Raw genomic sequence first — 25,134 nt, forward strand, 5'->3', positions numbered from 1 at the left:
ATAGCTATCGGGATGTTAGGCCGGGTCCTAGTTGAACGTGGATGAGGTGCTTTGGCCTAGCTGGGAGGAAATGCAAATACCTTTAAATTACTCATTAATAAATAATTACAAAATAACGTCAACGGTAGGATAATTGTCATCCTGAGCATGTCGAAGGACTTGTTAAATGTGTAGCAAGGCCTTTCGATATGCTCAGCATGAAAAATCACCTTACAACTTAATATATAATCTCTTTTTGATTTCCTTTAAAACTAATTTATAACAGCGCCAACATTTTCCTGGATCGGTTAAAGGATATCGGCCAGCTATCGGTAGTATTACTGGCGGCTATTCCATAATATTCTTTTGCCCTTTGCTGGTCGCCCTGAATAAGATTTACATATGCACTAAGTTCAAGGATAAAATTCTTTAGTTTAACATCTAAATCCTTTTCGGTGCCTAGATAGTTGAAGATTTCAGTGGCTGCTGTTAGTCGTTTGTCATTAAAGTTTTCTATTTTAAAACCATTTGGCATGGCAAACCAATATTCCCATATCCCTCCATTGGCATGCTGATTATAACTGTCTTTAATCAATTGAATGCCAATCTCCAGTAGCACGCCATTGATCGTACTGTCTTTTTTTACTGCAACTTTGTTTACATCAAAATAGTGGTTCAAGGTAGGCTGTAAACCTTTCGCGTTGATCTCATCCAAGATCATTTCCTTACGGTACATGGCCCGATCGCTCATGGAGAATTGTTCGTAGGCAAAACTTGCAGGAAAATAATTACTTAATTTTTCTAACCTGTAGCCCTTGGTTAACTCCTTCTTTAAATCGATTACATAAGGATGTTCAAAATCATGAAAATTGTACACGGTAATGATCTTTCGTTTAAGATCGTAGATGTTGGAATAAATGGTTGATAATTTTCCTTCTTGCCGGGTACGGTTTAAAATGTCGCGTAGAAAGGGAACATTTATGGTTTTTGCTTCCTTTAACATTTCATCTGAGATATCATATCTTCTGCACGAATAGTTTTTGGTTTTAAGGTTAGAAATATCAAAATTGGTATTGATCTGGTAATGGCCAGATTTAGTTAGTTTTGTTCCTGCATTGATGATCATCGAATTCCCTAGTGCATCGGCAATTAATACTTGTGAACTGATGGCGTAATCGTATTTTTCCAGGAAAACCAGGGCTTCCTTTACTGTTTTGCATTTGCCAAGGATTTCAAAAAAAAGATCTCCATTATAAATATTTTTAGGATGGTATTTAGCAGGATCGATATTCTGTGCGGTAAAATCATAAAATAAACCATACTCATTCATAGCAGCTTGTGCCTGTAAATCGGGGAGTCCAAAACATACCGATCCATATCTTTCGGTAGTTTTTGGATTAAACCAAATCCTGGCAAAACCCATATCATCATCTTCATTGGCGGCAGCATATACCTCACCATTTAGTGCATATGAGATCACTGTACAAGCGTAAATGTTTTGCGATAATATGGAACTAAGCATAAGGGCAAATACTAGTATCTTCTTCATTTTTTGAATTTATATCGCTAATGGCGAAGACTGTGCCAAGAGAGATAATCTTTATTTAAATGGATTTTGGATGATATTTTAGCGATAGTTCTTTAAATATGTTCATAAGTGAACGCTTTTCGTTCGTAAATGAACATTGTATTAAGAGGTTTAAATCCTAGGTTGTTGGGCGCCATTTGATCGATTTATTTTTAGTCTTTCTACGTTTACACAAACTTTTAAAACCGTTTTATTTTCTTGTTTAAAATCAAAAAACATCCTTTCTAGCTGAAAAATTGCAAATATCAAGATATAAGTAAGATAAGCCCAGATACAACTCAATGAAATCGATTGTATTTATATTATCTTTGTGTAATCTCTATGCGTATTTACAGTTCATATTCTGATAGCGAATTGGCATTCTTGTTAACTCAAGGTGATGAACTGGCATTTACCGAAATCTACAACCGTTTTTATGGTCTACTTTTTATCCATGCGAATAAACGTTTAAACGACGAAGAAGAAGCCAAAGATGTACTCCACCAACTATTCGAGTCGTTGTGGGTAAAACGTATGCAAGTGGCACCCGATGGTAACTTGTCGGCTTATTTGTATACAGCAGTCCGAAATCGAGTTTTAGATGTATTTGCACACCAAAAGGTAGAAAGCAAATACGTAGATTCCCTGCAAGATTATATCGATCAGGACCATGTGTTAACTGATTATCTTGTTCGCGAAAAGCAAATGGCTGTATTGATTGAGAAGGAAATTGACGCTTTGCCACCCAAAATGCGTGAAATATTTATTTTAAGTCGAAAAGAAAATAAATCACATAAAGAAATTGCCCTTGAACTAGGGCTTTCTGAGCTAACTGTTAAAACACAGGTTAAAAACGCCATAAGGATTCTTAAAAATAGATTAGGACTCGTAGTTTACCTTGCTTTCTTATTGAAAACTTACAGATAACCTTAGTGATACTCGTTTTAAAACATGTTTTCTTATTTTAAATGAGCTAAATAAAATTATTTTAAATAAAAGTACATTTTATATACCCCCAGGGATATGGCTTCGCCGTATATATACTAATCAACCAAACTAGATTTCTTTTTTAATGGAGAAAAATTCGAAAAAGCTTTTAGATAAGTACCTTTCAGGTAATTGTACGGCAGAAGAAATGGCTATTGTTGAAGATTGGTATCTTCAGTTGCCTGATGAAACTGCAGCTCCGACCCATTCTACCATCGAAAGCAGTAAGGAAGAAGTTTGGAATAAATTAAGTCCACGCGGAAAGTCTGTAAAGTTGATCACGGTAAAACGTATTGCCATTGCAGCAAGTATTGTTTTATGCTTTGGCCTCGGATTTTATTTTATGTCCGGTCGCAATACTTTGCCTTTAAGCGCTAAAACAGAACTAAAAGATATTCTTCCTGGTGGAAATAAAGCCATATTAACCTTGGCTGATGGTACTGTGGTTAACTTAGACGATGCCAAAAATGGCCAGATTGCCAATCAAAATGGCATCGAAATCCGTAAGGCTAAAAACGGTCAGCTTGAATATGTGATCAACGATGTACAAAATGCCGCGCTTACAGGCTCGAATGCAATTAGCACACCGCGTGGCGGACAATATCAGGTGAGCTTGCCTGACGGAACAAAAGTTTGGCTCAATGCAGCCACCACCTTAAAATATCCGTATGCCTTTGCTAAAAACGAAAGGGTAGTGGAACTTACTGGTGAAGCTTACTTCGAGGTTTCAAAAGACCATACCCGTCCTTTTAAGGTAAAAACAAATGCACAAACAGTAGAAGTTTTGGGCACTCATTTCAACATTAACGCTTATAACGATGAAGTGGTTGTTAAAACCACTCTCTTGGAAGGCGCTGTTAAAGTGAGTACGGCTTCAGCTAGTGTAAACTTACATCCTGGAGAGCAATCGCAATTAAACATCAACAACGCCAGATTAATTGTTGATCAGCAGGTTGATATCGATAAAGAAATGGCCTGGAAGAATAATATTTTCTCTTTCGATAATGAGGATCTACAAAGTATCATGCGACAGATTTCGCGTTGGTATGATGTAGACGTGGTTTATGAAGGCAAAATTTCGACAGAAAAATATGTTGGCGAGATACCAAGAAATAGCAACCTCGCAGAGGTATTTAAGATATTAGAACTTAACCACGTTCATATTGATGCCAGGGGCAAGGTACTTACCGTAACAAGAGATTAAATAAGAATGGCTTTTCTTTAAACAGCCGAGAAATCAACCAACCAGTTCACAAACAAACTAAACTTTATGATGAAAAAACTACCAGAAATTTAGCATCCTACCTTTAAAAAAAACCGAAAGCGCGACAACGCTTCCGGTAGAAATTTGGACAAGCAGCTTGCTTCGAAACCCAGCTGCTATTTTTTAACCTCATTCATTACAAAGGTATGAAATTAACTACCCTTTACAACCCCGTATGCGACATGCGGAGGGTAAAGATTAAATTTTTATTGGTCATGAAATTGACTGCTATTTTACTATTGGTTGGTGCCCTACATGTGTCGGCAGCCACCTTCTCCCAAACAGTAACGCTCTCTCGAAGAAAAACCTCGCTTAAACAAGTTTTTAAGGAGATAAAAAAGCAAACGGGCTATTTTTTCTTTTACAAAGGTCAGCTGCTTCAGGATAAACCTGATGTTACGGTCGAGTTCATTAAGGCATCGTTGATAGATGCATTGAATGCTTCTTTAAAAGATCAAAACCTGAGCTATAGCATTGTTAACAAAACCATCGTCATCAGTGGCAAGGAGAATTTACCTGCTGTTGCAGAACGCGCAGCTGTAAAAGTTGAGGTAAAGGGTGTTGTGATTGATAAAACCACTGGCGAAACCATTCCGGGGGTTAATGTTTCCGTTAAAAATGGTTCGAGCGTGGGCATGACCAACGATAAGGGCGAATTTAAGGTCAATGTTGATGAAGGAAGTATTTTGGTTTTTAGTTATGTAGGCTACGATGTGTTTGAGGAAAAAGCGACAAGCGGAAAAACCTTAAATATTAAGCTTACCGCTAAGTTAACCCAAATGAACGACGTGGTGGTAACGGGCTATCAAACCATTAAAAAAGATAACTATACAGGTAATGCGATTACGATATCCGGAGATCAGCTAAGAAGGGTAAATCCACAAAATCTGCTTCAAAGTATCGGTACTTTCGATCCTTCCTTTAAACTGATCGATAATAATCTTGCCGGATCTAACCCCAACAGAATTCCTTCTATTAATGTTAGGGGAGCTTCTGCACTGCCAAGCGGCGATAGTCAGGTATTGAGAAGGGATGAAATTCAGGGAAATGCAAACATGCCTGTTTTCATGCTTGATGGATATGAAGTAAGTGTACAGAAAGTATTTGACTTGGATGTGAACAGGATCGCATCGGTTACCTCATTAAAAGATGCAGCTGCAACGGCAATTTACGGCTCGCGCGCGGCCAATGGTGTAATTGTAATTACGACTAAAACACCATTAGAAGGGAAATTAAGAATAGAATACAATTACGAATTGAATCTTACCGCCGCAGATTTAACGGATTATCAGGTGTTAAATGCAGCTGAAAAATTAGATTATGAAGTATTGGCAGGCGTATATAGTTCTGCAAAACAACAAGTGCCTCAAGATCAGCTCGATGAAATTTATTACCATAATAAAGCTAATGTTGTTGGTGGCGTAAACAGTTACTGGCTATCGCAACCCCTGCGCAATACGATAGGGCACAAACATGGTATAAATTTAGATGGCGGTTCGCAAGCGTTTCGATACAATGTAAACCTGCGCTACCAAACAAGACCTGGAGCAATGAAAGGATCTGAAAGGGATCAATATTCAGGAGGAATGAGTTTTCAGTATAATGTGAAGAAAATTCAATTCAGAAATGAATTATCCATCACACAGATGGGTGCTACCGAATCTCCCTATGGTGATTTTTCTAACTATGTAAAGATGAACCCCTATTATCCATTGCAGGATGCCAATGGCATGGCCATGCGGATTTCGGATGTATATGAAAAACAAGACCGCTCGAAAGAATATGTTTTTAATCCATTGTTTGATGCCAATTTAAGCAGTTTCAATAAATCTAAGTACACGGAAATTATTGATAACCTTTCTGCCGAAATCGAGGTGGCAAAGAACCTGAGATTAAGGGGACAAATGAGTTTAACCAGCAGATCCAATACTGACGACGTATTTACTTCTCCCGAGGCCAATAAATATTTTCTGTATACAACAGATAAAATAGATGAGAAGGGGGAATACACCAATAGGGAAATGAAAGAAACCTATTGGGACAGCAATATCAGGTTAACCTGGTTAAAGCAGATCGGTGATAATTATTTCAACGCAGTAATAGGAGTAAATGCCCGTACGGAGCTGCGCGATCAAAAAGAATTTACGGCTATAGGATTTGCCAATGATCGTTTTACCAGCATAGGATTTGCCAAGGGTTATGCTGAAGATGGAAAACCTCAGAGTAATCTGGAAAAAGCACGGCTTTTTGGCTCTTTCTTTTCCATGAATTACTCATATAAAAACCGCTACCTGATGGACGGAACCGTTCGTATTGACGGATCTTCAAAATTCGGGGTAAACAATAAACTCGCTCCTTTTTGGTCGTTCGGATTAGGATGGAATGTGCATCAGGAGGAATTTCTTAAGGACAATAGTGTAATCAGCCAACTGAGAATAAAGGCATCAACAGGCCTTACTGGTTCGGTAGAATTTGATCCTTACTTATCAAAAACCATTTATAAGTACAATACTGGAAATTGGTACTCATCGGGTATCGGCGCCGGGGTAAACAGCTATGGGAATGATAATCTTGGGTGGCAAAAAACCAGGATGACGGATATTGGAATCGATATCGGCCTGTTTAAAGACCGTATTATGATTACGCCGAGGATATATAAAAAGTTCACCAAAGACATTTTGGCTGATATTACCTTACCACCGTCAACAGGATTTTTATCCTATAAAGAAAACCTGGGCGACATGGAGAACAAAGGTGCCGAATTAGGGCTGGTAGTAGATGCGGTAAGAAGTAAAGACTGGTCGGTTAATCTGAACGCAAGTATGGTTACCAACAAGAATAAAGTGGTGAGAATTTCTAACGCTTTGAAGAAATACAATGACCGGGCAGACGAACTGCAGTCGGTAAAACCTGGAGATGGTGGTTACAGAGGTATACCATTACTTAGATTTAGCGAAGGGCAACCATTTAATGCCATTTATGGTGTACGCTCCTTAGGCATAGATCCGGAGAACGGACGCGAATTGTACCTCAAAAAAGATGGTACGCTTACGTACGACTACGATAAGAGAGATTATGTAGTAATTGGCGATCCCAACCCTAAAGTGAGCGGTTACTTTGGTGGAACCGTTAACTACAAAAGATTTAGCCTGTATGTGCAGTTTCAGACCAATTTCGGTGGCGACAAATACAACCTGACTTTAGTAGAACGCGTTGAAAATGCTGATCCAAGATATAACGTTGATAAACGTGTATTTGAAGAAAAGTGGAAACAGCCTGGCGACCTCTCGTTTTATAAAAATATAGCAGATAACGGCGAGACCGATGTAAGCTCGAGATTTATACAGCCGGATAATGTAATCAACCTTCAATCACTCAACATTTCTTATGACATGGATAAAAAAATCGCCTCTAAATTATCGATGTCGAGTTTAATGTTTCAGGTAACTGCCAATGATGTAGTACGTTGGTCATCAGTAAAAGAAGAAAGGGGAATTAATTATCCATTTACCAGGAGTTTAACCTTTTCTGTTAGAGCAGCTTTTTAAGCTATCTGTTAACAGATTTAAAATATAAAAACATGAAAATTAGATTGTTAATTTGCTTCATCTTAATAACAGGCTTATTTAGTTCCTGTAAGAAGTGGCTGGAAATTGAGCCGGAATCAGAGATTGCCGCTCCAATTTTATTCAGTACTGAGAGTGGTTTTATGGAAGCCATAAATGGTGTGTATAACCGCAGTACCCAATCAGATCTGTATGGTAAAGAACTCACCTTTGGCACAACAGAGGTGCTGGCCCAAAATTTCTCGATGCGCGATGATGGACAGGATTACAGACAAACCTCGTTGTATAATTATAAACATGGTGAGTTTATCAAACGTAAGGATAAAATATGGGCGGGCTTATACAATGCAATTGTAAACTGTAACCTCATCCTCGAAAACGTAGATGCAAAAAAGAATATTTTTAGTGGGAATAATTACGCCATTATCAAAGGAGAAGCACTTGCATTAAGAGCATATCTGCACTTCGACCTCTTGCGTCTTTTTGCACCTTCTTATTTGAGAAACCCAACTGCAAAAGGAATTCCATATGCAAATAAATACACGAAAGATATCACTCCGGTTTCTTCAGTAACAGAAACCATGGATCTCATCATCAAAGATTTGGAAGAGTCGAAACAACTGTTGGTTGCCGATCCGATCCGCAGTGCTGGTTATATCGTAAACTATCCTTTAGTTACCGATACGCTGAAAAATACGGAAGAGACGAACCCAAGTCTTTTCCTGCAGAACAGAAGGCACCGTTTAAATTATTATGCGGTATGCGGAACGCTTGCCCGGGTTTACCTGTATAAAAATGATAAGGTTAAAGCCTTACTTAATGCTAAGGAGGTTATCGACTCAAAAAAATTCCCCTGGACTGCAAAAAGTGATTTTGAGGCATTCGAAGATTCGAAGAAAGACCGTATCCTTTACAAGGAACTTGTTTTTGGATGGTATATCCCCGGAGCTGCAAAAGATATAAAAGACAATTGGTTTCAGAGTGGCACCCGGGGTTTTTATCTGATTGAGGACGCCGCAGATTATATTTATGAAAAGGCAACTGCCGGAGCAAGTGATTCCCGCTATAAATACTGGCTATCTGCTACTTCGAGTCAATCGTCAAGATCTTACGACATCGTTAAATACCGCAGAAACCCTTTAAGTGCTGAGGCAGGTGCAAATTTACATTACCTGATGGCGCCTGCAATCAGGCTTAGCGAAATGTATTATATCGCAGCAGAATGTTCGTATGCAAGTAATCCTACAGTTGCGGTTAACTACCTTAAACAGGTTCGTGAAGCGAGGCAAATAGGTGATCCTTTGAACATCAATAGCCAGGAAGATTTATTAAAAGAACTACTTAAAGATGCCCGTAAAGAATGGTTGGCCGAAGGTCAGTTGTTTTATATGTACAAGCGACTGAATAGAGGCATAGTAGGGCAAACTGGTGTAATTATTCCTGCTTCCGATAACATTTTTGTACTTCCTCTTCCTAACGATGAGATTGTTTATGGTGGCAGGTAAAACAATTTGAAAATTATTAATAGCAAATTATGAAAGTATATATATTAATATTCGCAGTCATCTGTCTTGCTTCCTGCAAGAAAGCAGAAGAGATGCGTTTTGATCACAGTGCAAATGTCTACTTCGATATTTATAACGGTGATAAAGACAGTATAGTAAGAACCTTTGCCTATAATCCTACAAGAGCACAGGATACGGTATGGCTACCGGTACGTTTGTCTGGCGTAAGGACAGATGCAGATCGCAAATTTAGTGCACGGGTAGACCGCGATTCTTCTACCGCCACTCCCGGACTCCATTATGAACCTTTGAAAGCTCAATATTCAATTCTTCCCAATAATGGGATAGGTTATATCCCTGTGGTGATTTATAATAAAGATAAGGAACTGGAAAACAGATCGGTTTCGATACTGATCAAATTAACCGGTACATCAGATCTGGGCATTGAAAACCCTTATCTGATCAGGGCAAAAGTAGTTTTCTCCGCCAAATTGGAAAAACCAGATTGGTGGGACTCCTGGCCACTTCCTCCTTACTCGAGAACCAAACATGAGTTGTTTATTCTGGTAACCGGACAAACCTCCCTGACTACCGACGGACTGGATGCACCTAAAAACCTTTATTATATAGGCTTATTAACTACTATGTTAAACAACCCATTTAATTGGGTAACTAAAAATGCAACAAAAGGTTATGTAATTGAAGCGGTAACCGCTGGTAATACGGATAGCTATTATTTCTACAACAAGAGCAATCCGGCCAAAAAAACGCTTTTGCGGAAAAACACGCAGAATGGTAAATATTATTTTATAGATGAGAACGGCAATGAGGTTATTTAAATATAAAAACATGGATATTAAAAAATTAATCTTGTTAATAATTGGTGTGGCTTTCCTGGCTGCATGTCATAAAGACCTAGGCAATTATGATATCAATATGCCTGTCGAGCCCAAATTGGCAAACCTCGATTCTGTGTATACTGCAAGTGTAGGTGATAGTCTGATCATCAAACCAAAAATTGAAGGTGCTGATGTTGCGAATATCGAATTTCAATGGAGAATCAGCGTAATGGAAGGGAACGACGTCCTTTATACCGGCCCGGCTTTAAGGATTATATTCGGTTTGCAGGCCAAAAGATACGCCGCCCGCCTTACCGTCTTCAACAAAGCGAATGGAATGAAATATTTCCACAAGTTTTACATCGAAGGTGGAACCGAATTCGCCAATGGTACCTCGGTATTGAGTGTTGAAAATGGAATCACACAATTTTCATTTGTAAAACCAGATGGTAGTGTACAGGCACGTTTGTACAGGGCCATGCAGGGAAAAGATCTGCCCCCAAACCCCACCAATTTATTTCTGCTTAGGAACACATTTACAGGTGGAACCTTATTAGGGTATTGGATTATTACAAAAAATGGCGGAGTGAGGCTTGAACCAAACACCATGCAGGAAGATCCAAAATATCCAAATACACTCAAAGATAACTTCTTTACGCAACCGGATAATCTTGAAGTGGGTTCACTTATTTCACATCCTCAGGGGGTAATGATGGGCATTGTAAATGGTAAGTTTTATGGAGGAACAACGAGTACATGGGATCAGGCCGCAACTTATGGGATGTTTGGTTTACCTGCTGATGGAGATTATGAACTGGCTCCCTCTTTTGTGATGAGCTTTACGCAATCGGCTACTTATTTTATTGGCTTCGACAAAAACAGAAAGCAATTTGTCAGGATCAATCTTTATGGAGCGCCTGTATATTTTGGTACCCAATACTCGGTTTCCACAACAAGTCCTTTCGATCCTACAAATGTAGGGATGGATCTTATTCATTTGGAGCAGCTTAATAACGCAGATTGTTTTGCCTATTGCAAAGGGACAGATGGAAAGATTTATGAATTAAAGTTCAATGTTCAGTTTAACGGACCATTCACTTTTACCCCTCAACATAAACGTGTTTTTGTGCGCCAGGAATTAATCAATGAAAATACAAAGTGGAGCGGTGCTAAAAATGGCGTAATCTATATTGCCAATGGCAATAAACTTTACCGGTACAATCCTGTAAATGAAGAGTTGAGGGAATTGGCCACCAGTTTTAGTGGAAAAACAATTACAATGCTAAAACTTTCTGATGACGAAGAAACACTGATGGTGGGAACAGAAGAAACCGTTACTTTTCTTAACATAACGACCGGAATGAACGGTGTGTTTATTAAAAAGATTGAGGGAATCCCGGGTAATCCTGTAGATATCGCCATCAAAAAATAATCTTATTCCATGTCCGGGACTTCAAAATCTTAGGCATGGAAATATTTAGACCATAAAGAAACAAACAAATGAAAATTATAAAATTAGCAGTATTGGCCTTTTTAGTCCCGGTTTTGAGCTGGGCGCAAGCGCCAAATTTTAGTTTAACAGGTAAAATAGGCACATTGGGTGCTCCGGCAAAAGCCTATATCGATTACATGGACAATGGTGTAAGTCACGAAGATTCTGTTGCATTGGTTAACGGAACTTTTAAGTTTGCAGGACATATTTCGGGCAATGCCTATGCGCGTATGGCGCTCGATCATACCGGTGGAGGTAAAGGCAAGGCCGTTTATACTGGCGATGTGATTTACTTTTATTTTGGTAAGGAGCAGGTTAGTATTACTTCAAAAGATTCTCTGGAGAATGCTGTTTTTGGTGGTTCGAAAGTATACCAGGAATACGATGCCTATAACAAAGCCATCGGCGGTACCATTATGGCGCTTACCAAAGCCGTAAATATCGATTTTAACCGTGGTACACCCGAACAGCAAAAAGATACCGCTTACATGAAAGCAGTTGATCTGCGTTACCGGAAAAACATCCAAAACAGAACAGACAAACAATTTCAGTTTGCAAAAGAACATCCAACATCTTATTTCTCACTAGTGGCATTATCAGAAGCTGCCGGAAGCAAGGTAGATGTAGCTAAAGTTCAGCCACTCTTTAATGCCCTGAATAAAGATTACCGCGAAAGCGATATGGGTAAAGAACTTGCCCAACGCATTGCGGCCAGCGGCATTACTGCTATTGGAAACGTTGCTCCGCTTTTTACGCAGAACAATGTGGTAGGCAAGCCAGTTTCGCTGGCCAGTTTAAAAGGTAAAGTGGTGCTCGTTGAGTTTTGGGCAAGCTGGTGCGGACCATGCAGGGCCGAGAATCCGAACCTGGTAAAACAATACCAGACTTATAAAGATAAAGGCTTCGAAATTATATCCGTTTCGTTGGATAATGTTAAGGAACGCTGGTTGGAAGCGATTGAAAAAGATGGTTTAGACTGGATCCATGTTTCAGACCTGAAAGGTTGGAACAACGAAGTAGGTCGTTTATATGGCGTACGTGCCGTGCCTGCTAGTTTTCTGGTAGATGCGCAAGGCAAAATTATCGGTAATGGCTTACGTGGCGAACCTTTAAATAAAAAGCTTGCCGAAATATTCAATTAATTATAGGCCGAACAAATATAGACCATGAAAAAGATTTTAACTGTATGCCTGATGCTGGTTTCGCTGCTCAGTTTTGGCATTGCGAAACATCGGGATAAAATTGCCTTAAGGGTATTGTATGTAGGATATAATCCTGATAAACCAATGCCCAAAAATATAGTGTATTATTCAACTACCCCCAATATTCTCGAAAAAATATACAAAACCAGAATGGCCGATTTTAAAGCTTTTCTGGAGCAACGTTTTACCGAAGTTAAAGTGGTTGATGTAGCCGATTATAAGGTAGAAATGTCTGAAGGGGTGGATGTAACCTTAATGGACGCCGGCCCGGTTAACCTGCCCGCAAACTTTAACCGCCCAATGGTTTTAATGCATGCCATGGCACCCAATGTGGGTTTACCTTTAGGATTAAAGTTCGATTGGTATTGCCAGTGTTTGGATAATGAAGCTTTAAATATTAAAACCAGTCACCCCATTTTTAATACTCCAAATGCCGTAAAACTAAGTATGGTAAAGAAAGCGACGCCAGGTTCTTTTTTTAATGGCCACCAAGGGGCAAAAACACCAAAAGAAATGGACATGTGGCAGGTGGTAAAACAGGGTTTTTCTTCAAAAGAGCCTTATTTAATCGGCATGGTTTCGCATGGTGAAGGGTTTAACGATTCGCCTGACGCCGAATCTATTTCAGGCGGCGTTTGCCTGAAAAATGCAGAAGCTGTGGCGCTTGGCCGGCAGGGCAATTATTTTATGTGGGGTTTTGCGGGTTCGCCCGATTATATGACGGATGAGGCCAAAGATGTTTTTGTAAATAGCATCTGTTACATCAGAAAATTCGACCGCCAGCCAGCGATGGTTAAAAAAGTGCAGATCGAAACCCGTAGCGGTATTGATGAACTGATTTACCGCTTAAACAAAGAGCTGTATAACCAGGCCATTGTGTCCAGACGCGAAGGCAATCTGCGCATGCTGAAAATGCAACAGGAATTAAAGGATAAAAAAGCAAAGGGTGAAGATATTGGCCATGGCAACGAAATGTTTTTGAAAATGCCGGTAACCAACGATACACAATCTTTTGAGGACTATGTAAAAGGTTTTGCAGGCGATAGTTTGTTTGCCATTTACGGCACCAACATCAGCCAGTATCACAAATACTACCGTCAAAATTATGAGTATTTCTATCCTTCTGGTGTGTATACGCTCCAGTTGGATCGGGATGCGCAAAAATTAGGTATTTCGAACCGTAAAGTGGCACTTTTAGATAAATGTATCAGTTTATTAGAGAGCGGAAAAGATGTGGCGATGGCTCAGCGCTTGCTCGAGCGTTATACCACCGAAAAGTTTAATAAAGCTTCCGATTGGAAAAACTGGCTCAATCAAAACCGCAACAACTTATTTTATACTGAATCTGGTGGTTTTAAATTTATGGTCAATACTTACGGAAAAAGCATTCCTGTGAGCCCGCAACAAAGCTACCAATTGCCAAAGCCGATTGTTGGTGGAGAGCCTACCACTGCAGATCCGGTTGCTATTTCTGCAAGATTTATTCCCGGTAATGGCAATAAAAAAGACAGTTTACTGATCGAAGCCAAAATTTTAAAAGGCTGGCATATCTATGCTTATGTTTCAAAAGATAATCCATTTATCGTTACAGAAACCAGATTGGAACTTCCCGAAGGTGCTGTAGCCGATCAGGAATGGAAAACGACTGCAGCTGTGCCTTATCCGGGCAGCGATGGCATGTTCATTTTTGAAGGAAAGGCAAATTTTAGGATCATGGTTGATTATAGCAAGGCTAAAACCGGAACCAAAATTAAATGTGGCCTTTATTATCAGGTGTGTGATGAAACCAAATGTTATCCGCCCAAAGAAAAGATATTGGAAATACTCATCTAATCAACCTATGCGCTCGGCATGGCCGGTAAAATGGCCTTGCCGTTTTCTTAAATCCTCTAATTTAAACTATGAAACCTTTTTTAAGGCTTGGCCTTTTAGCTTTGTTGTGCCTGTGTATATGTATTTCGGCATCGGCACAAACTGCTATAAGTAAAACTGATTCCCTGCACAACAAGCTTTTAACCGAAATGATCAAATTACCATCACCTGGTTTCACTTTAAAAGACCTCGATGGAAATACAGTGTCGCTAAAAGATTTAAAAGGAAAAGTAATTGTACTCGATTTCTGGTCTACCTGGTGTGTGCCCTGCAAAAAATCATTCCCAGCCATGCAGCTGGCCGTTAATGCCTATAAAAATGATCCATCGGTGAAATTCTTGTTTATCCATACCTGGGAAACCACCAAAACACCTGTCGACGATGTGAAAAAGTACATTGCACAATCTGGCTTTAAATTCGAGGTACTCATGGATCTGAAAGATAGTGCCGGGCATAATGCCGCAGTAGAAAATTATGGCGTAAGCGCTATCCCTGCAAAACTCATTATCAATCAAGCAGGAAATATTGTATTTAAACTTACTGGTTTCACCGGAACCGATGCCGCTGCGCTCGAAGAAATTGCTGAGCGGATTAACCTGGCCAAAAAACATCAATCAGAATGAACAATTATATCAAGGGAATAACGATTACGATAGTGGTGCTTTTTAGCTTCAATGCTGTTGCACAGAAAAAACAAGTAGCAAAATTCCAGAAAACCATTGCTGAAGCCGTGAAAAAAGCATATCCGGCCAGTGTACGGATGTGGGGTTTCGATGTGCAACAGAACCAAAGAACCAGTGGTCAGTTTAGTGGAGTAGTAGTGAGCGCCGATGGTTATATCTTAACTGCCGCACACACCATTTTACCAGGTAAAAATTACAAAGTCTTTTTCCCCGACGGGCGCGAATGTATTGCAGTGGCTTTGGGTAAAATAGAAAATAAAGATACTCCAGGTATACCTGATGTGGGCATGATGAAGATTACCGATAAAGGAACCTGGCCCTTTGCAGAAATGGGCTATTCTGCAAGTTTGGTTAAAAACGAAGCTTGTATCAGTATCTCTTATCCCGAAAGTTTAAACCAAACCTTGCCAACGTTAAGGCTGGGCCGTGTGGCTGAAGTGAAAAATGAATATGGTTTTATCCGCTCTACCTGTAAAATGGAGCCAGGCGATTCAGGCGGCCCACTGTTTGATTATTATGGTCGTGTAATTGGTTTGCATAGTGCCATTGATGTTTCTGAGGAGATGAACTTTGAAATCCCTGTTGATCTATACCGCCGTTATTGGACGGCCTTAAACAAGGAAACCCTTTATATGGCTTTCCCCGAAAAGCTGGATAGTATTAAAACGGATCCCTTGTTCCAGATACTGGTAAAGGAAAACAGCGCGAAAGCATTACATCCGGATTTTGACAGCCCAAAAATTAAAAACAGCAGCTTTTTGATAAAGAGTATGTTAAAAGGTAAAGAACAGGAAATTGACGCTGCTTTATTGAATATTAAAACACCAGCGGGCGATAAAGAACAGTTTCTTTTGAGTAAAAACACCATGGTAGGCGAAAAGCCGATGTGTTATGTTGATGGATTGACAATACCACTTAAATTAATCGCTAGAGATCAGGAAAATGATCTTGTTTTATTCCAGATGGGAGAAAAAATAACTGGTGGAATCGATTTAGATCTTATTCCATCCGATACGGCTAAAATAAACATGGGCCGATTTTTATATACCGTTGAACATGATGGTAAAATAATGCGCAGTGTTTTAGGCAGCGCACTATTTAATTTACCGAAAATTAACAGTCAGCCTTATTTAGGCGCAATGGTGGTGTATAATTCGAGTCCGGTACAGTTTTCCTTAGTTAAAGAGGGAGGTCCGGCCGAAAAAGCAGGTTTAAAAGTTGGCGACGAACTGATCAGTATCAATGGAAAAGCGATTAAAAAAGCAAATGAGTTTGCACCTGAAATATTGAAATATTGGGCAGATGATGAAGTGACTTTCGAGTGGATAAACCCTGCTGGTAAAATGAGCAAAACATTTAAACTCGACGGCAGGGGGCAATCGGTTTTCAATCACCCGGCCGAGAAATTTGAAGGTGGTAAATCAGAAAGAAGAGATGGTTTTAATGCCGTTTTTACCCATGATGCCGCCATTAAAGCCAATAGCTGTGGATCACCGGTTTTCGATTGGGAAGGTCGTTTTTATGGCATCAATATTGCCAGGTTCAGCCGTACAACCACAGTGGTGGTACCAAAAAAGACAATCGTAAACTTTGTTTTAAAAGCTGTTCAATAATTTTTTGCTACGCCTGTCTGAACGGCAGGGCAGGGAGGCACGGAACCCAGCTAATTAATTTACACAATTTGTTATCCTGAGCCTGTCGAAGGACCTTACATTATTCTATTGGTCGGTGTCTCACCGACCAACACTTAAATTTATTTCGCAGATAAGAGAATGCTGTCTTTGATATTCGTTCATCTGTTGTTGCACCATCGCGGGTTAAATAAATCTTATTGCAGTGGCTATCCTTTTTGTTGCAGAACCAATCATGGTGCAATTACTTTCACAAAAAGATAGAAGCGGAAAGAAGGACTGCCTAAACCGAAGCGCGCTACGCCTGCTTTACTAAAAAGAGTAATTATGCCCGTTTTTGCAGCCCAATGCCTGAGTAACTATTAAATATTTTTTGTTTGCGCTTTATACTGTCCGGGCGTTAACCCAGTGATTTTTTTAAACATTCTGGAAAAATATGGCAAGCTGTCAAAACCTGTTTCGAGGGTAATCTCTTCATTCGACATCCGGGTGGTAGTGATCAGATATTGTGCCCTTTCAATCCTCTTGCGGTTGATAAAAGTGATAGGCCTTTCTCCAGTGTACTTCAGAAACAATCTTGAAAAATAGTCGGGGTGTTGGTTCGCTCTTAATGCCAGTTCTGAAACATTAAAACTGTTTTTTAAATTGATCTGTATAAAGCTGATGGCTTCCAGAACTTTTGATGGTATGGATATATTGTTGGGTTTTTGAAAGGTTTCTGAACCTAAAAACCGGGAAAGCAGTTGGAAAATGATTCCCTGGGTTTCCATGTGTTTTGAAAGATGCTGTTGATTATTGAGCTCCTGATATTCGCGGTAATAAATATCTTTTTCGTACACATTTGGATTATCAGACCTGTTGATACCTCTTCCAGGATTTATGTTCAGCAAACGTTTAAAATTGTCTGCATCCAAATCGCTTGCCTTTACTTTCATCAAATCGCGGTTATCCTGAAACAATGAAATCCCATCAGCAGATTCTTCAAAAAACTGAATAAAATATTGGCCCAAAGCAGTAGGGCAATTGAGGTTACAGAGTGTAAAACTTGGAATCAGGTACAAGTAACCCGGCATTAGTTTTAAGGTTTTATTTTCATTGGCGATGAAGCCTTCGCCACTATCAATATAGTATAACCGATAATATGGACTTATTATGCCATTGTAGTTCCATCGGTGATTGAGTTGTACATAATCTACGTGAAGCAGGGAAAACCAATGTCTCCATATTCTTTTATCCATGTTATTTGAAATTTATACAGCAATAAAAATAACTGATTTGTATAATGATTAATCCATTCTGATTCTGTTTTTTTGTGATTATTATTAGATTAAGTCGTATTTGTATAATTTAAAGTCTGTTTTATGCAAAGATTGTAGGCAAGGGGTTGATAAATTTGTTTAAAGCCATATTATCTAAAAAGGTTCTCATATTAGCTAATCAAATTATTACCAGAACATGCATAACATCAAGCGCAGAACATTGTTGAAACATCTTGCCACGACAATTCCCTCATTGGCCTTAGCTAGTCAGATTAAGGCAGCAGGCCATATTTTAAACGGCATGGGCAAAATGATCGCTTCAGGTGATTTTAGACCCAGTTGGGAATCTCTTTCAGCCTACAAGACACCAGACTGGTTCCGCGACGCTAAATTTGGAATATGGGCACACTGGGGGCCACAGTGCGCGCCCGAATTTGGTGATTGGTATGCCCGCGAAATGTATATGGAAGGAAGCGCACAGTACAAATATCACGTGTCCAAATACGGTCATCCTTCCAAGTTCGGTTTTAAGGATGTAATTAACGAATGGAAAGCGGAAGCCTGGGATCCTGAAGAATTGGTTTCATTATACAAAAAGGCTGGCGCAAGATATTTTATGGCACTAGCCAATCATCATGATAATTTTGATTTATACAACAGCAAACATCAAAACAAATGGAATTCGACTAAAATAGGTCCTAAAAAAGATTTAATTGAGGGCTGGAGAAATGCCGCACGTAAAAATAATATGCATTTCGGTGTAAGTGTACATGCTGCGCATGCCTGGAGCTGGATGGAAACCGCACAGCGTGCAGATCAGAATGGCGCCTTAGTTGGTGTGCCTTACGATGGAAAACTCACCACGGCGGATGGAAAAGGAAAGTGGTGGGATGGATTGGACCCGCAGGAACTTTATTCGCAGAACCATGCTTTAAGTGAGAACAGTAATGATAACGGCACTATACATAAACAGTGGAATTGGGGAAATGGTGTTAATGCACCTACAAAAGCATATTGCGACAAGTTTTTTAACAGAACCATCGATCTGATCAATGCTTACGATCCGGATATGGTTTATTTTGACGACACCGCACTTCCTTTGTGGCCAATAAACGATGCCGGATTAAAGATAGCAGCCCATCTTTATAATAAGAGCCTTAAAAAGAGTGGAAAGGTTGAGGCGGTAATTTTTGGTAAAATTTTAGATCAGCTTCAACGCAAATGCATGGTTTGGGATATCGAACGCGGACAAAGCAACAACATAGAACCTTTGCCGTGGCAAACCGATACCTGTATTGGTGGTTGGCATTATGATCGGCGCATTTACGATAATAAACAATATAAAAGTGCAAAAACAGTTATTCACACACTGGCCGACGTAGTAAGTAAAAATGGAAATCTTTTACTCAATATCCCGGTAAGAGGAAATGGGACGATAGATGAATTGGAAAGAAAAATCGTAGAAGAAATTGGCGAATGGATGACTGTTAATAGTGATGCCATATACGACACCAGGCCTTGGTTTGTATTCGGTGAAGGACCTGCTATAGAATCTGCCGCTCCACTTTCGGCTCAAGGATTTAACGAAGGAAAAGGAAAACCTTTTACTGCGTCGGATATCCGTTTTACCACTAAAAATAAAGCCGTTTATGCAATTGTGCTAGGCTGGCCGGAAGATGGTAAAATTATGATTAAAAGTATGAAAAATGGGAGTGTTTACCTGAAACAAAAAATCAACAGCGTTGTGTGGGTGGGAACTGGAGAAAAGTTGTCTTTTAGCCAGACCAATAATGGATTATCGATAAACCTAAAGGGGCCAAAGCCCAAATTAGATTATGCTTTAACTTTAAAGATTGCGTAATTGATTAATGTAGGTTAATTGAAATAAATGTCATTCCGAACGCTTGCAGGATCTCTGGACAATGAAAGAAGTAGGCTTCATAATGCAATTACTTTCACAAAAAGATAGAAGCGGAAAGAAGGACTGCCTAAACCGAAGCGTGCTACACCTGCTTTACTAAACGAGACATTATGCCCTTTTTTGGAGCGCAATGTCTGAGCAAATATTAAAGTATGTTCCCGTGCTTCGCTGTATCCCTCCGCTGTGCTTCGGGGATGCCGCTATGCCCGGGGCTAAACACTTTTTTTCAGCAAGGAATCTGATACAAAGACGGAATTATTTGCACGATTTGTCATCCTGAGCCTGTCGAAGGACTGAGACACCAAAAGATAAGATTAGATTCTTCACCGCGTTCAGAATGACAGCTAAGGTTTGATAATGTGATACTTATTTCTTCAACAAAGTATCAATCTCGGTATTAAATTCCTTCACAAACTCATCATAAAACTTTCCTGTTGCGGGACCGTTAAAACCGGTATGAATCTGGGCTACATTACCTTGTTTATCAATAATGATCGTAGTTGGGAAGGATAAAAAAGAATCCAACGCTGGCAGAGATTCGGATACCACCTTTTTATCGGCCGTGCCTGCAAGCACCTGATCATACTCGATTCCAAAACGCTCACGAAAGCGCGTCATTACTTTTTTTGCATACTCAGGTTCGGTAGAACGCTCGTAATGTAGCGCAATAATTTCTACACCGCGTTTTTTGTTTGCTTTATACCAGGGTGCAATAAATGTAGCTTCATCCACACAGTTTGGGCACCAGCTGCCGGTAATGGTTAAAATCACCACTTTATTCTTGTATTTTTCGTCTTTGAGCGAAATCTTCTTGCCATTTACATCAGGAAAAGAGAAATCAAGCGTTTTGTATCCTGTTTTAAGGTAAGTCAGTTTATAAGGATCGGGAAGGGCGGCGTCTTTGTTTTTGGTTCCGGTAAAAGCCTGACTTCCTCTTGCACCTAAAATTTCGCCTGTTAAAGAACCATCTGACTGGAAAGTTCCTTTGTAATAAGCAGGAGAGGAGCCGATAAAACTCGAAAGCTGAAATTCATTACCTTCCACTACACCTTCCAGATAACGCGAATCGCCGGTTACGCGCAAGAAAGTACCGGTTAGTTTATTTCCAGTCTGTTTAAACAATCCTACTGTTTTTTCGTCCTTACCATTAGGTGATTTAAAAACCACATCGTAACTTCCGGAGTAATCTGCGGTTGCAGGTTTATCTGCTGTTTTAAACCGATAGTTCTTGCGCTCAGCAACAATAATCAAAGGTTTGCCGCCTTTATCTTGTTTCCGTAAAGTACCATTTAATTGGTCACCTTCAATTGCAAAAGCCAGTTCATTATCAAATTGATCCAGTTTAACAAAAAGCGAATCGGCTGTTTGTTTTACCAAACCACCTTCAAAACTTTCTTCCGCATTGCGGAAATATAATTTCTGTTGTCCGCTTTTTTTATTGATTTCGAAATTGAAAGGGATCTCTAAGCCTTCTTTTACTTTCGCTACGCCACGCCAGTTACCAAGGGCAACAAAAGCCTTCGATTTTTTTTCTTTAAGCTTTCCCGCCTGGTTGGTTGCTAAAGTAGCGTGTTCCTGGGCATAAGTTAAGGATGTGGATATGGCCAGTGCGGCTGTAAATATTGATTTCAGATTCATCAGGATGTGTTTTAATCGACTAAATTAGTCGACAAATATAGGGATGTAATCACCAAAGAAAAAATATTTCAATAAAAATCTATAAAAACTATAGGATAAATAGAATTAGTTATACCTTTGTCCCAGTTATTTTAAAATACTTATCAAGAAAGGCGGAGGGAATGGCCCTGTGAAGCCTTAGCAACCATCTAATTTTAGAAATGGTGCTAATTCCATCCCAGACGGTTCTGGGGTAGTTAAGTCAGTTGTTTGCATTATCCTTATCAAAATATATGGAGCACTTCTGATTTAAGGGGTGCTTTTTTTTTGCCCCAATGCAATCTTGACAGGTAAATAATGTTTATATAAAAATATTCAAATGAAAAAAACAGACGAGCTAAAATCCCTTTGCATGAACCCTAATGCATACTTCCGAATGCGCATGCCCTGTTAAAACTGCTCCATTTTAACAGGCTTTTTCAGGCTTAATTCCTTATCATTCTCAACAATGAAACACGGTTTTTGATCGTGCTGGAATGGTATTGCCAAAATTTTATTCATTAACTAATTATTAACACATACACATGATCAAAATTTTTAAATCAATAGCGTTTATCCTGCTGCTCTTTATTACGCAGCAGCTATTCGCTCAAAATGCCACCATTACCGGGACGGTAAAATCGGCAGATGGTGAAACACTGCCTGGTGTTTCCATCTTCATAAAAGAAACCAAACAAACGACCATTAGTGATGGCAAAGGTGCCTTTAGCATTAATGCACCAGAAAAAGGCACATTGGTGTTTTCTTATATCGGTTTTAAAACCCAGGAATTGCAGATTGGCAAAAACGGACCGATTTCGGTTATCCTGCAATCGAGCGATAATGCGCTTGATGAGGTGGTGGTTACGGCGCTGGGTATATCCAGACAGAAGAAATCGTTAGGTTATGCCGTTCAGGAATTAAAAGGACAGGATTTGGCCGAAGCCAAAGAATCGAACCTGGTTAATGCCCTCGCGGGTAAAATAGCCGGTGTACGCGTAACCAATAGTCAGGGAAGTATGGGTTCATCCAGAGTGGTGATCCGTGGTGAAACTTCTATTGCTGGAAATAACCAACCTTTATTTGTGGTTGATGGTATCCCGGTAGATAACTCTCAGTTAAACTCTGCCGGAGCAAGGGATTATGCCAACACGATTTCGGATATCAATCCGGAGGATATCGAATCAATCAGTGTATTAAAGGGCCCAAATGCAGCTGCATTATATGGTTCGAGGGCAGCAGCAGGGGTGATCCTGATTAAAACCAAAACGGGTAAATCGAAAAAAGGCCTGGGTATTGATTTTAATTCCAATGCCGTATTGGAAACTTTACTTACCCTGCCTGTTTATCAAAATGCTTTTGGTCAGGGATCTGAAGGTAAGTTCAGTTACGTAGATGGTGCCGGTAAGGGATTAAACGACGGTGTAGATGAAAGCTGGGGGCCAAAACTGGATGGAAGGTTAATCCCTCAGTTTTATTCAAAAGGAGTAGCGGTACCCTTTGTGGCGCACCCTGATAACGTACGCGATTTCTTTCAAACCGGTTATTCATTAAACAATGGGGTATCTGTTGCAGATGCCGGGGAAAAATACGATTACCGGATTTCTTACAACAACCTGAAACAGGTGGGCATTGTGCCGAACTCTGGTCAGGGGAAAAATTCGTTTGTATTTAATACCTCGTTAAAAATAACGCCAAAACTAACCTTAACCGCAAACGCGAATTACAGTAAACTGAATTCGGATAATTTGCCGGGTACAGGTGGTTCGAGATCAACCAGTACGATGTTACAGTTTACCTGGTTTGGCCGTCAGGTGGATATTAACCAGCTGAAAAACTATTTGGACGAAAATGGAAAAACGTTTAACTGGAACAACAGTTACTATAGCAATCCATATTGGGTAGCTTACGAAAATACAGTTTCACAAAACCGTAACCGCATTATTGGAAGTTTAGCCCTGAATTATAAAATTATCGATGGTCTTGATTTCAATTTCAGATCAGGGACCGATTATTATAACGACAGACGTAAAGTGAGGATTGCTTATGGCACCAATGGAACGCCATTCGGTTCTTATACAGAGAGTGCCTTTGCGGTGAATGAAAACAATACCGATGCGACTTTAAATTTTAACAAACAGTTAAATGAGGATTTTAGCCTAGAATTGTTAGGTGGCGGTAACATCCGTAAACAATCTATTGAGCAGAACGATCAAAGTGCTCCTAAACTGGCCATTGCCGGATTGTATACACTTAAAAACTCCCGCGACCCGTTAACTTCTTCCAATAACTTATCACGTTTAAAATCTTACAGTGTGTATGCATCTGGACAAATTGGTTTCAGAAATTACCTTTTTGCCAATATCACGGCCCGTAACGATTGGTCATCTACGCTACCTGCCCAAAACAGATCTTACTTTTACCCATCATTTAACGGAAGTTTTGTCGCAACCGAAGCATTTGATATCAAAAGTGAAGCCCTTAATTATTTAAAAATACGTGGTGGCTGGTCTAAAGTGGGTAAAGATGCTGATCCTTACCGCTTGATCAATACTTATGCGTTTGGTGCGCCATTTAAAAGCAACCCACAGCTTACTACAGGTGCTATTGATTTAAAACCAGATCTAAAGCCAGAAACCACAACTTCTACGGAGCTGGGTGTTGAGGCGGTATTCTTTAATAAAAGATTACGCCTTGATTTAAGCGCATACAATACCAATAGTTACAACCAGATTTTAGCCGCCGATGTAAGTCAGAGTACAGGTTTTACTTCAAAGCTACTCAATGCTGGAAAAATCAACAATAAGGGAATAGAAGCGCAATTGGGCATTACACCAATCAAAAAAGCCTTTACCTGGGATATTGATTTCAACTTTGCAGCAAACAGAAGTAGGGTAATAGAGCTGGATGCCGAAAAATTTTTAACCAATTATGTTGTGGCATCAAGCACGGCACAGGTAATTGCTACTGTTGGTCAGCCTTATGGATCGCTTTTCGGAACCGCATTTTTGAGAGATGGAAATGGAAAGATTATTGTAAATGCAACAGGAGCTCCAGCCACAAACCCGACCAAACAGGTATTGGGAAAATATACACCAGATTGGATTGGCGGCGTATACAATACCTTTACTTACAAAGGTTTAAGTTTAGGTGTTTTAGTTGACGCAAGCATTGGTGGATCCATCTATAACGGTACCTACTCAACTGGTACCTATACTGGTGTATTGGCTTCTACACTTCCGGGCAGAGCAGCAGAATATGGTGGGATTTCTTACTATTATCCAGGCAATGATAAAACAAAAGGAACAGTGAGGCTTAACGGAACTGCCCCTGCAGGTGTTACCGTTTATGATGACGGGATTATTTTTGATGGGGTAACGGCTGATGGTAAACAAAATGAGAAAATTTTGCCTGCCCAGCAGTATTACAAAACATTCAGAAATATTGATGAATCAAGCATATTCGACGCTTCGTACGTTAAACTTCGTGAAGTAAAATTAAGCTATAACCTGCCGGCCAAATGGATCCGCCCTTTAAGTTTACAAGGCGTTTCAGTATCGCTTGTTGGCCGTAACCTTTGGATTATCCACCGCAATACCGTAGATATTGATCCAGAAGTAGCTTTTAATACGGGTAACGGACAGGGTTTAGAAAGTCTTTCTAATCCAAGTACGCGCAGTTATGGTATCAACCTAAATGTTAAATTTTAAA

15 protein-coding genes and 1 riboswitch are annotated in these 25,134 nt (G+C 39.7%); of the genes, 12 read left to right on the forward strand and 3 right to left on the reverse strand.

What is annotated here, in order from left to right:
• Positions 1-256 precede the first annotated feature (256 nt).
• The gene (locus tag R2S57_RS13395; protein ID WP_316845455.1) at positions 257-1,528 is read right to left on the reverse strand and encodes a carcinine hydrolase/isopenicillin-N N-acyltransferase family protein; all 1,272 of its coding nucleotides are present in this window, start codon (positions 1,526-1,528) and stop codon (positions 257-259) included.
• A gap of 360 nt (positions 1,529-1,888) precedes the next feature.
• Here R2S57_RS13395 and R2S57_RS13400 point away from each other — a divergent pair, with 360 nt between their 5' ends.
• The 10 genes from R2S57_RS13400 to R2S57_RS13445 all read left to right on the forward strand — a co-directional run bounded on the left by R2S57_RS13400 (position 1,889) and on the right by R2S57_RS13445 (position 16,569).
• A complete protein-coding gene (locus R2S57_RS13400) occupies positions 1,889-2,473 on the forward strand; it encodes an RNA polymerase sigma-70 factor (RefSeq protein WP_316845456.1) in 585 nt (194 codons plus the stop codon).
• 145 nt (positions 2,474-2,618) lie between these two features.
• Positions 2,619-3,737, forward strand: a complete 1,119-nt coding sequence (locus tag R2S57_RS13405) for a FecR family protein (protein ID WP_316845457.1) — start codon at positions 2,619-2,621, stop codon at positions 3,735-3,737.
• A gap of 275 nt (positions 3,738-4,012) precedes the next feature.
• On the forward strand, positions 4,013-7,345 hold the full coding sequence (locus R2S57_RS13410) for a SusC/RagA family TonB-linked outer membrane protein (RefSeq protein WP_316845458.1): 3,333 nt from the start codon (positions 4,013-4,015) through the stop codon (positions 7,343-7,345).
• Positions 7,346-7,377: 32 nt separating this feature from the next.
• Positions 7,378-8,868 (forward strand): RagB/SusD family nutrient uptake outer membrane protein, encoded by a 1,491-nt coding sequence (locus R2S57_RS13415; protein ID WP_316845459.1) that lies wholly within the window; start codon positions 7,378-7,380, stop codon positions 8,866-8,868.
• A 29-nt stretch (positions 8,869-8,897) separates the two neighbouring features.
• Positions 8,898-9,707: a DUF4843 domain-containing protein gene (locus tag R2S57_RS13420; protein ID WP_316845460.1), complete on the forward strand. Its 810-nt coding sequence runs from the start codon at positions 8,898-8,900 to the stop codon at positions 9,705-9,707.
• Positions 9,708-9,717: 10 nt separating this feature from the next.
• Positions 9,718-11,139: a PKD-like family lipoprotein gene (locus tag R2S57_RS13425; RefSeq protein ID WP_316845461.1), complete on the forward strand. Its 1,422-nt coding sequence runs from the start codon at positions 9,718-9,720 to the stop codon at positions 11,137-11,139.
• A 68-nt stretch (positions 11,140-11,207) separates the two neighbouring features.
• Complete coding sequence (locus tag R2S57_RS13430) at positions 11,208-12,341, forward strand: TlpA disulfide reductase family protein (RefSeq protein ID WP_316845462.1); 1,134 nt, start codon at positions 11,208-11,210, stop codon at positions 12,339-12,341.
• Positions 12,342-12,365: 24 nt separating this feature from the next.
• On the forward strand, positions 12,366-14,234 hold the full coding sequence (locus R2S57_RS13435; RefSeq protein ID WP_316845463.1) for a protein-disulfide reductase DsbD domain-containing protein: 1,869 nt from the start codon (positions 12,366-12,368) through the stop codon (positions 14,232-14,234).
• 68 nt (positions 14,235-14,302) lie between these two features.
• Positions 14,303-14,896, forward strand: coding sequence for a TlpA disulfide reductase family protein (locus R2S57_RS13440; RefSeq protein WP_316845464.1), 594 nt, complete (start codon positions 14,303-14,305; stop codon positions 14,894-14,896).
• The gene (locus R2S57_RS13445; RefSeq protein ID WP_316845465.1) at positions 14,893-16,569 is read left to right on the forward strand and encodes a trypsin-like peptidase domain-containing protein; all 1,677 of its coding nucleotides are present in this window, start codon (positions 14,893-14,895) and stop codon (positions 16,567-16,569) included. The genes R2S57_RS13440 and R2S57_RS13445 overlap by 4 nt, the downstream gene beginning before the upstream one ends.
• 380 nt (positions 16,570-16,949) lie before the next feature.
• Here the strand turns inward: R2S57_RS13445 and R2S57_RS13450 are convergent, their stop codons facing one another.
• Positions 16,950-17,825 carry an AraC family transcriptional regulator gene (locus R2S57_RS13450; RefSeq protein WP_316845466.1) on the reverse strand — a complete coding sequence of 292 codons (876 nt, stop codon included), beginning with the start codon at positions 17,823-17,825 and terminating at the stop codon, positions 16,950-16,952.
• 217 nt (positions 17,826-18,042) lie between these two features.
• On the opposite strand from R2S57_RS13450, the gene R2S57_RS13455 reads away from it, so the two are divergent.
• On the forward strand, positions 18,043-19,707 hold the full coding sequence (locus R2S57_RS13455) for an alpha-L-fucosidase (protein ID WP_316845467.1): 1,665 nt from the start codon (positions 18,043-18,045) through the stop codon (positions 19,705-19,707).
• Positions 19,708-20,133: 426 nt separating this feature from the next.
• Here R2S57_RS13455 and R2S57_RS13460 read toward each other — a convergent pair whose 3' ends face one another.
• Positions 20,134-21,405: a TlpA disulfide reductase family protein gene (locus R2S57_RS13460; protein ID WP_316845468.1), complete on the reverse strand. Its 1,272-nt coding sequence runs from the start codon at positions 21,403-21,405 to the stop codon at positions 20,134-20,136.
• A 137-nt stretch (positions 21,406-21,542) separates the two neighbouring features.
• Positions 21,543-21,648, forward strand: a riboswitch (SAM riboswitch).
• A gap of 320 nt (positions 21,649-21,968) precedes the next feature.
• Here R2S57_RS13460 and R2S57_RS13465 point away from each other — a divergent pair.
• Complete coding sequence (locus R2S57_RS13465) at positions 21,969-25,133, forward strand: SusC/RagA family TonB-linked outer membrane protein (protein ID WP_316845469.1); 3,165 nt, start codon at positions 21,969-21,971, stop codon at positions 25,131-25,133.
• The last annotated feature ends 1 nt before the right edge of the window (position 25,134 follow it).

This window comes from Pedobacter psychrodurus, assembly GCF_032678585.1.
GTDB lineage: Bacteria > Bacteroidota > Bacteroidia > Sphingobacteriales > Sphingobacteriaceae > Pedobacter > Pedobacter psychrodurus_A.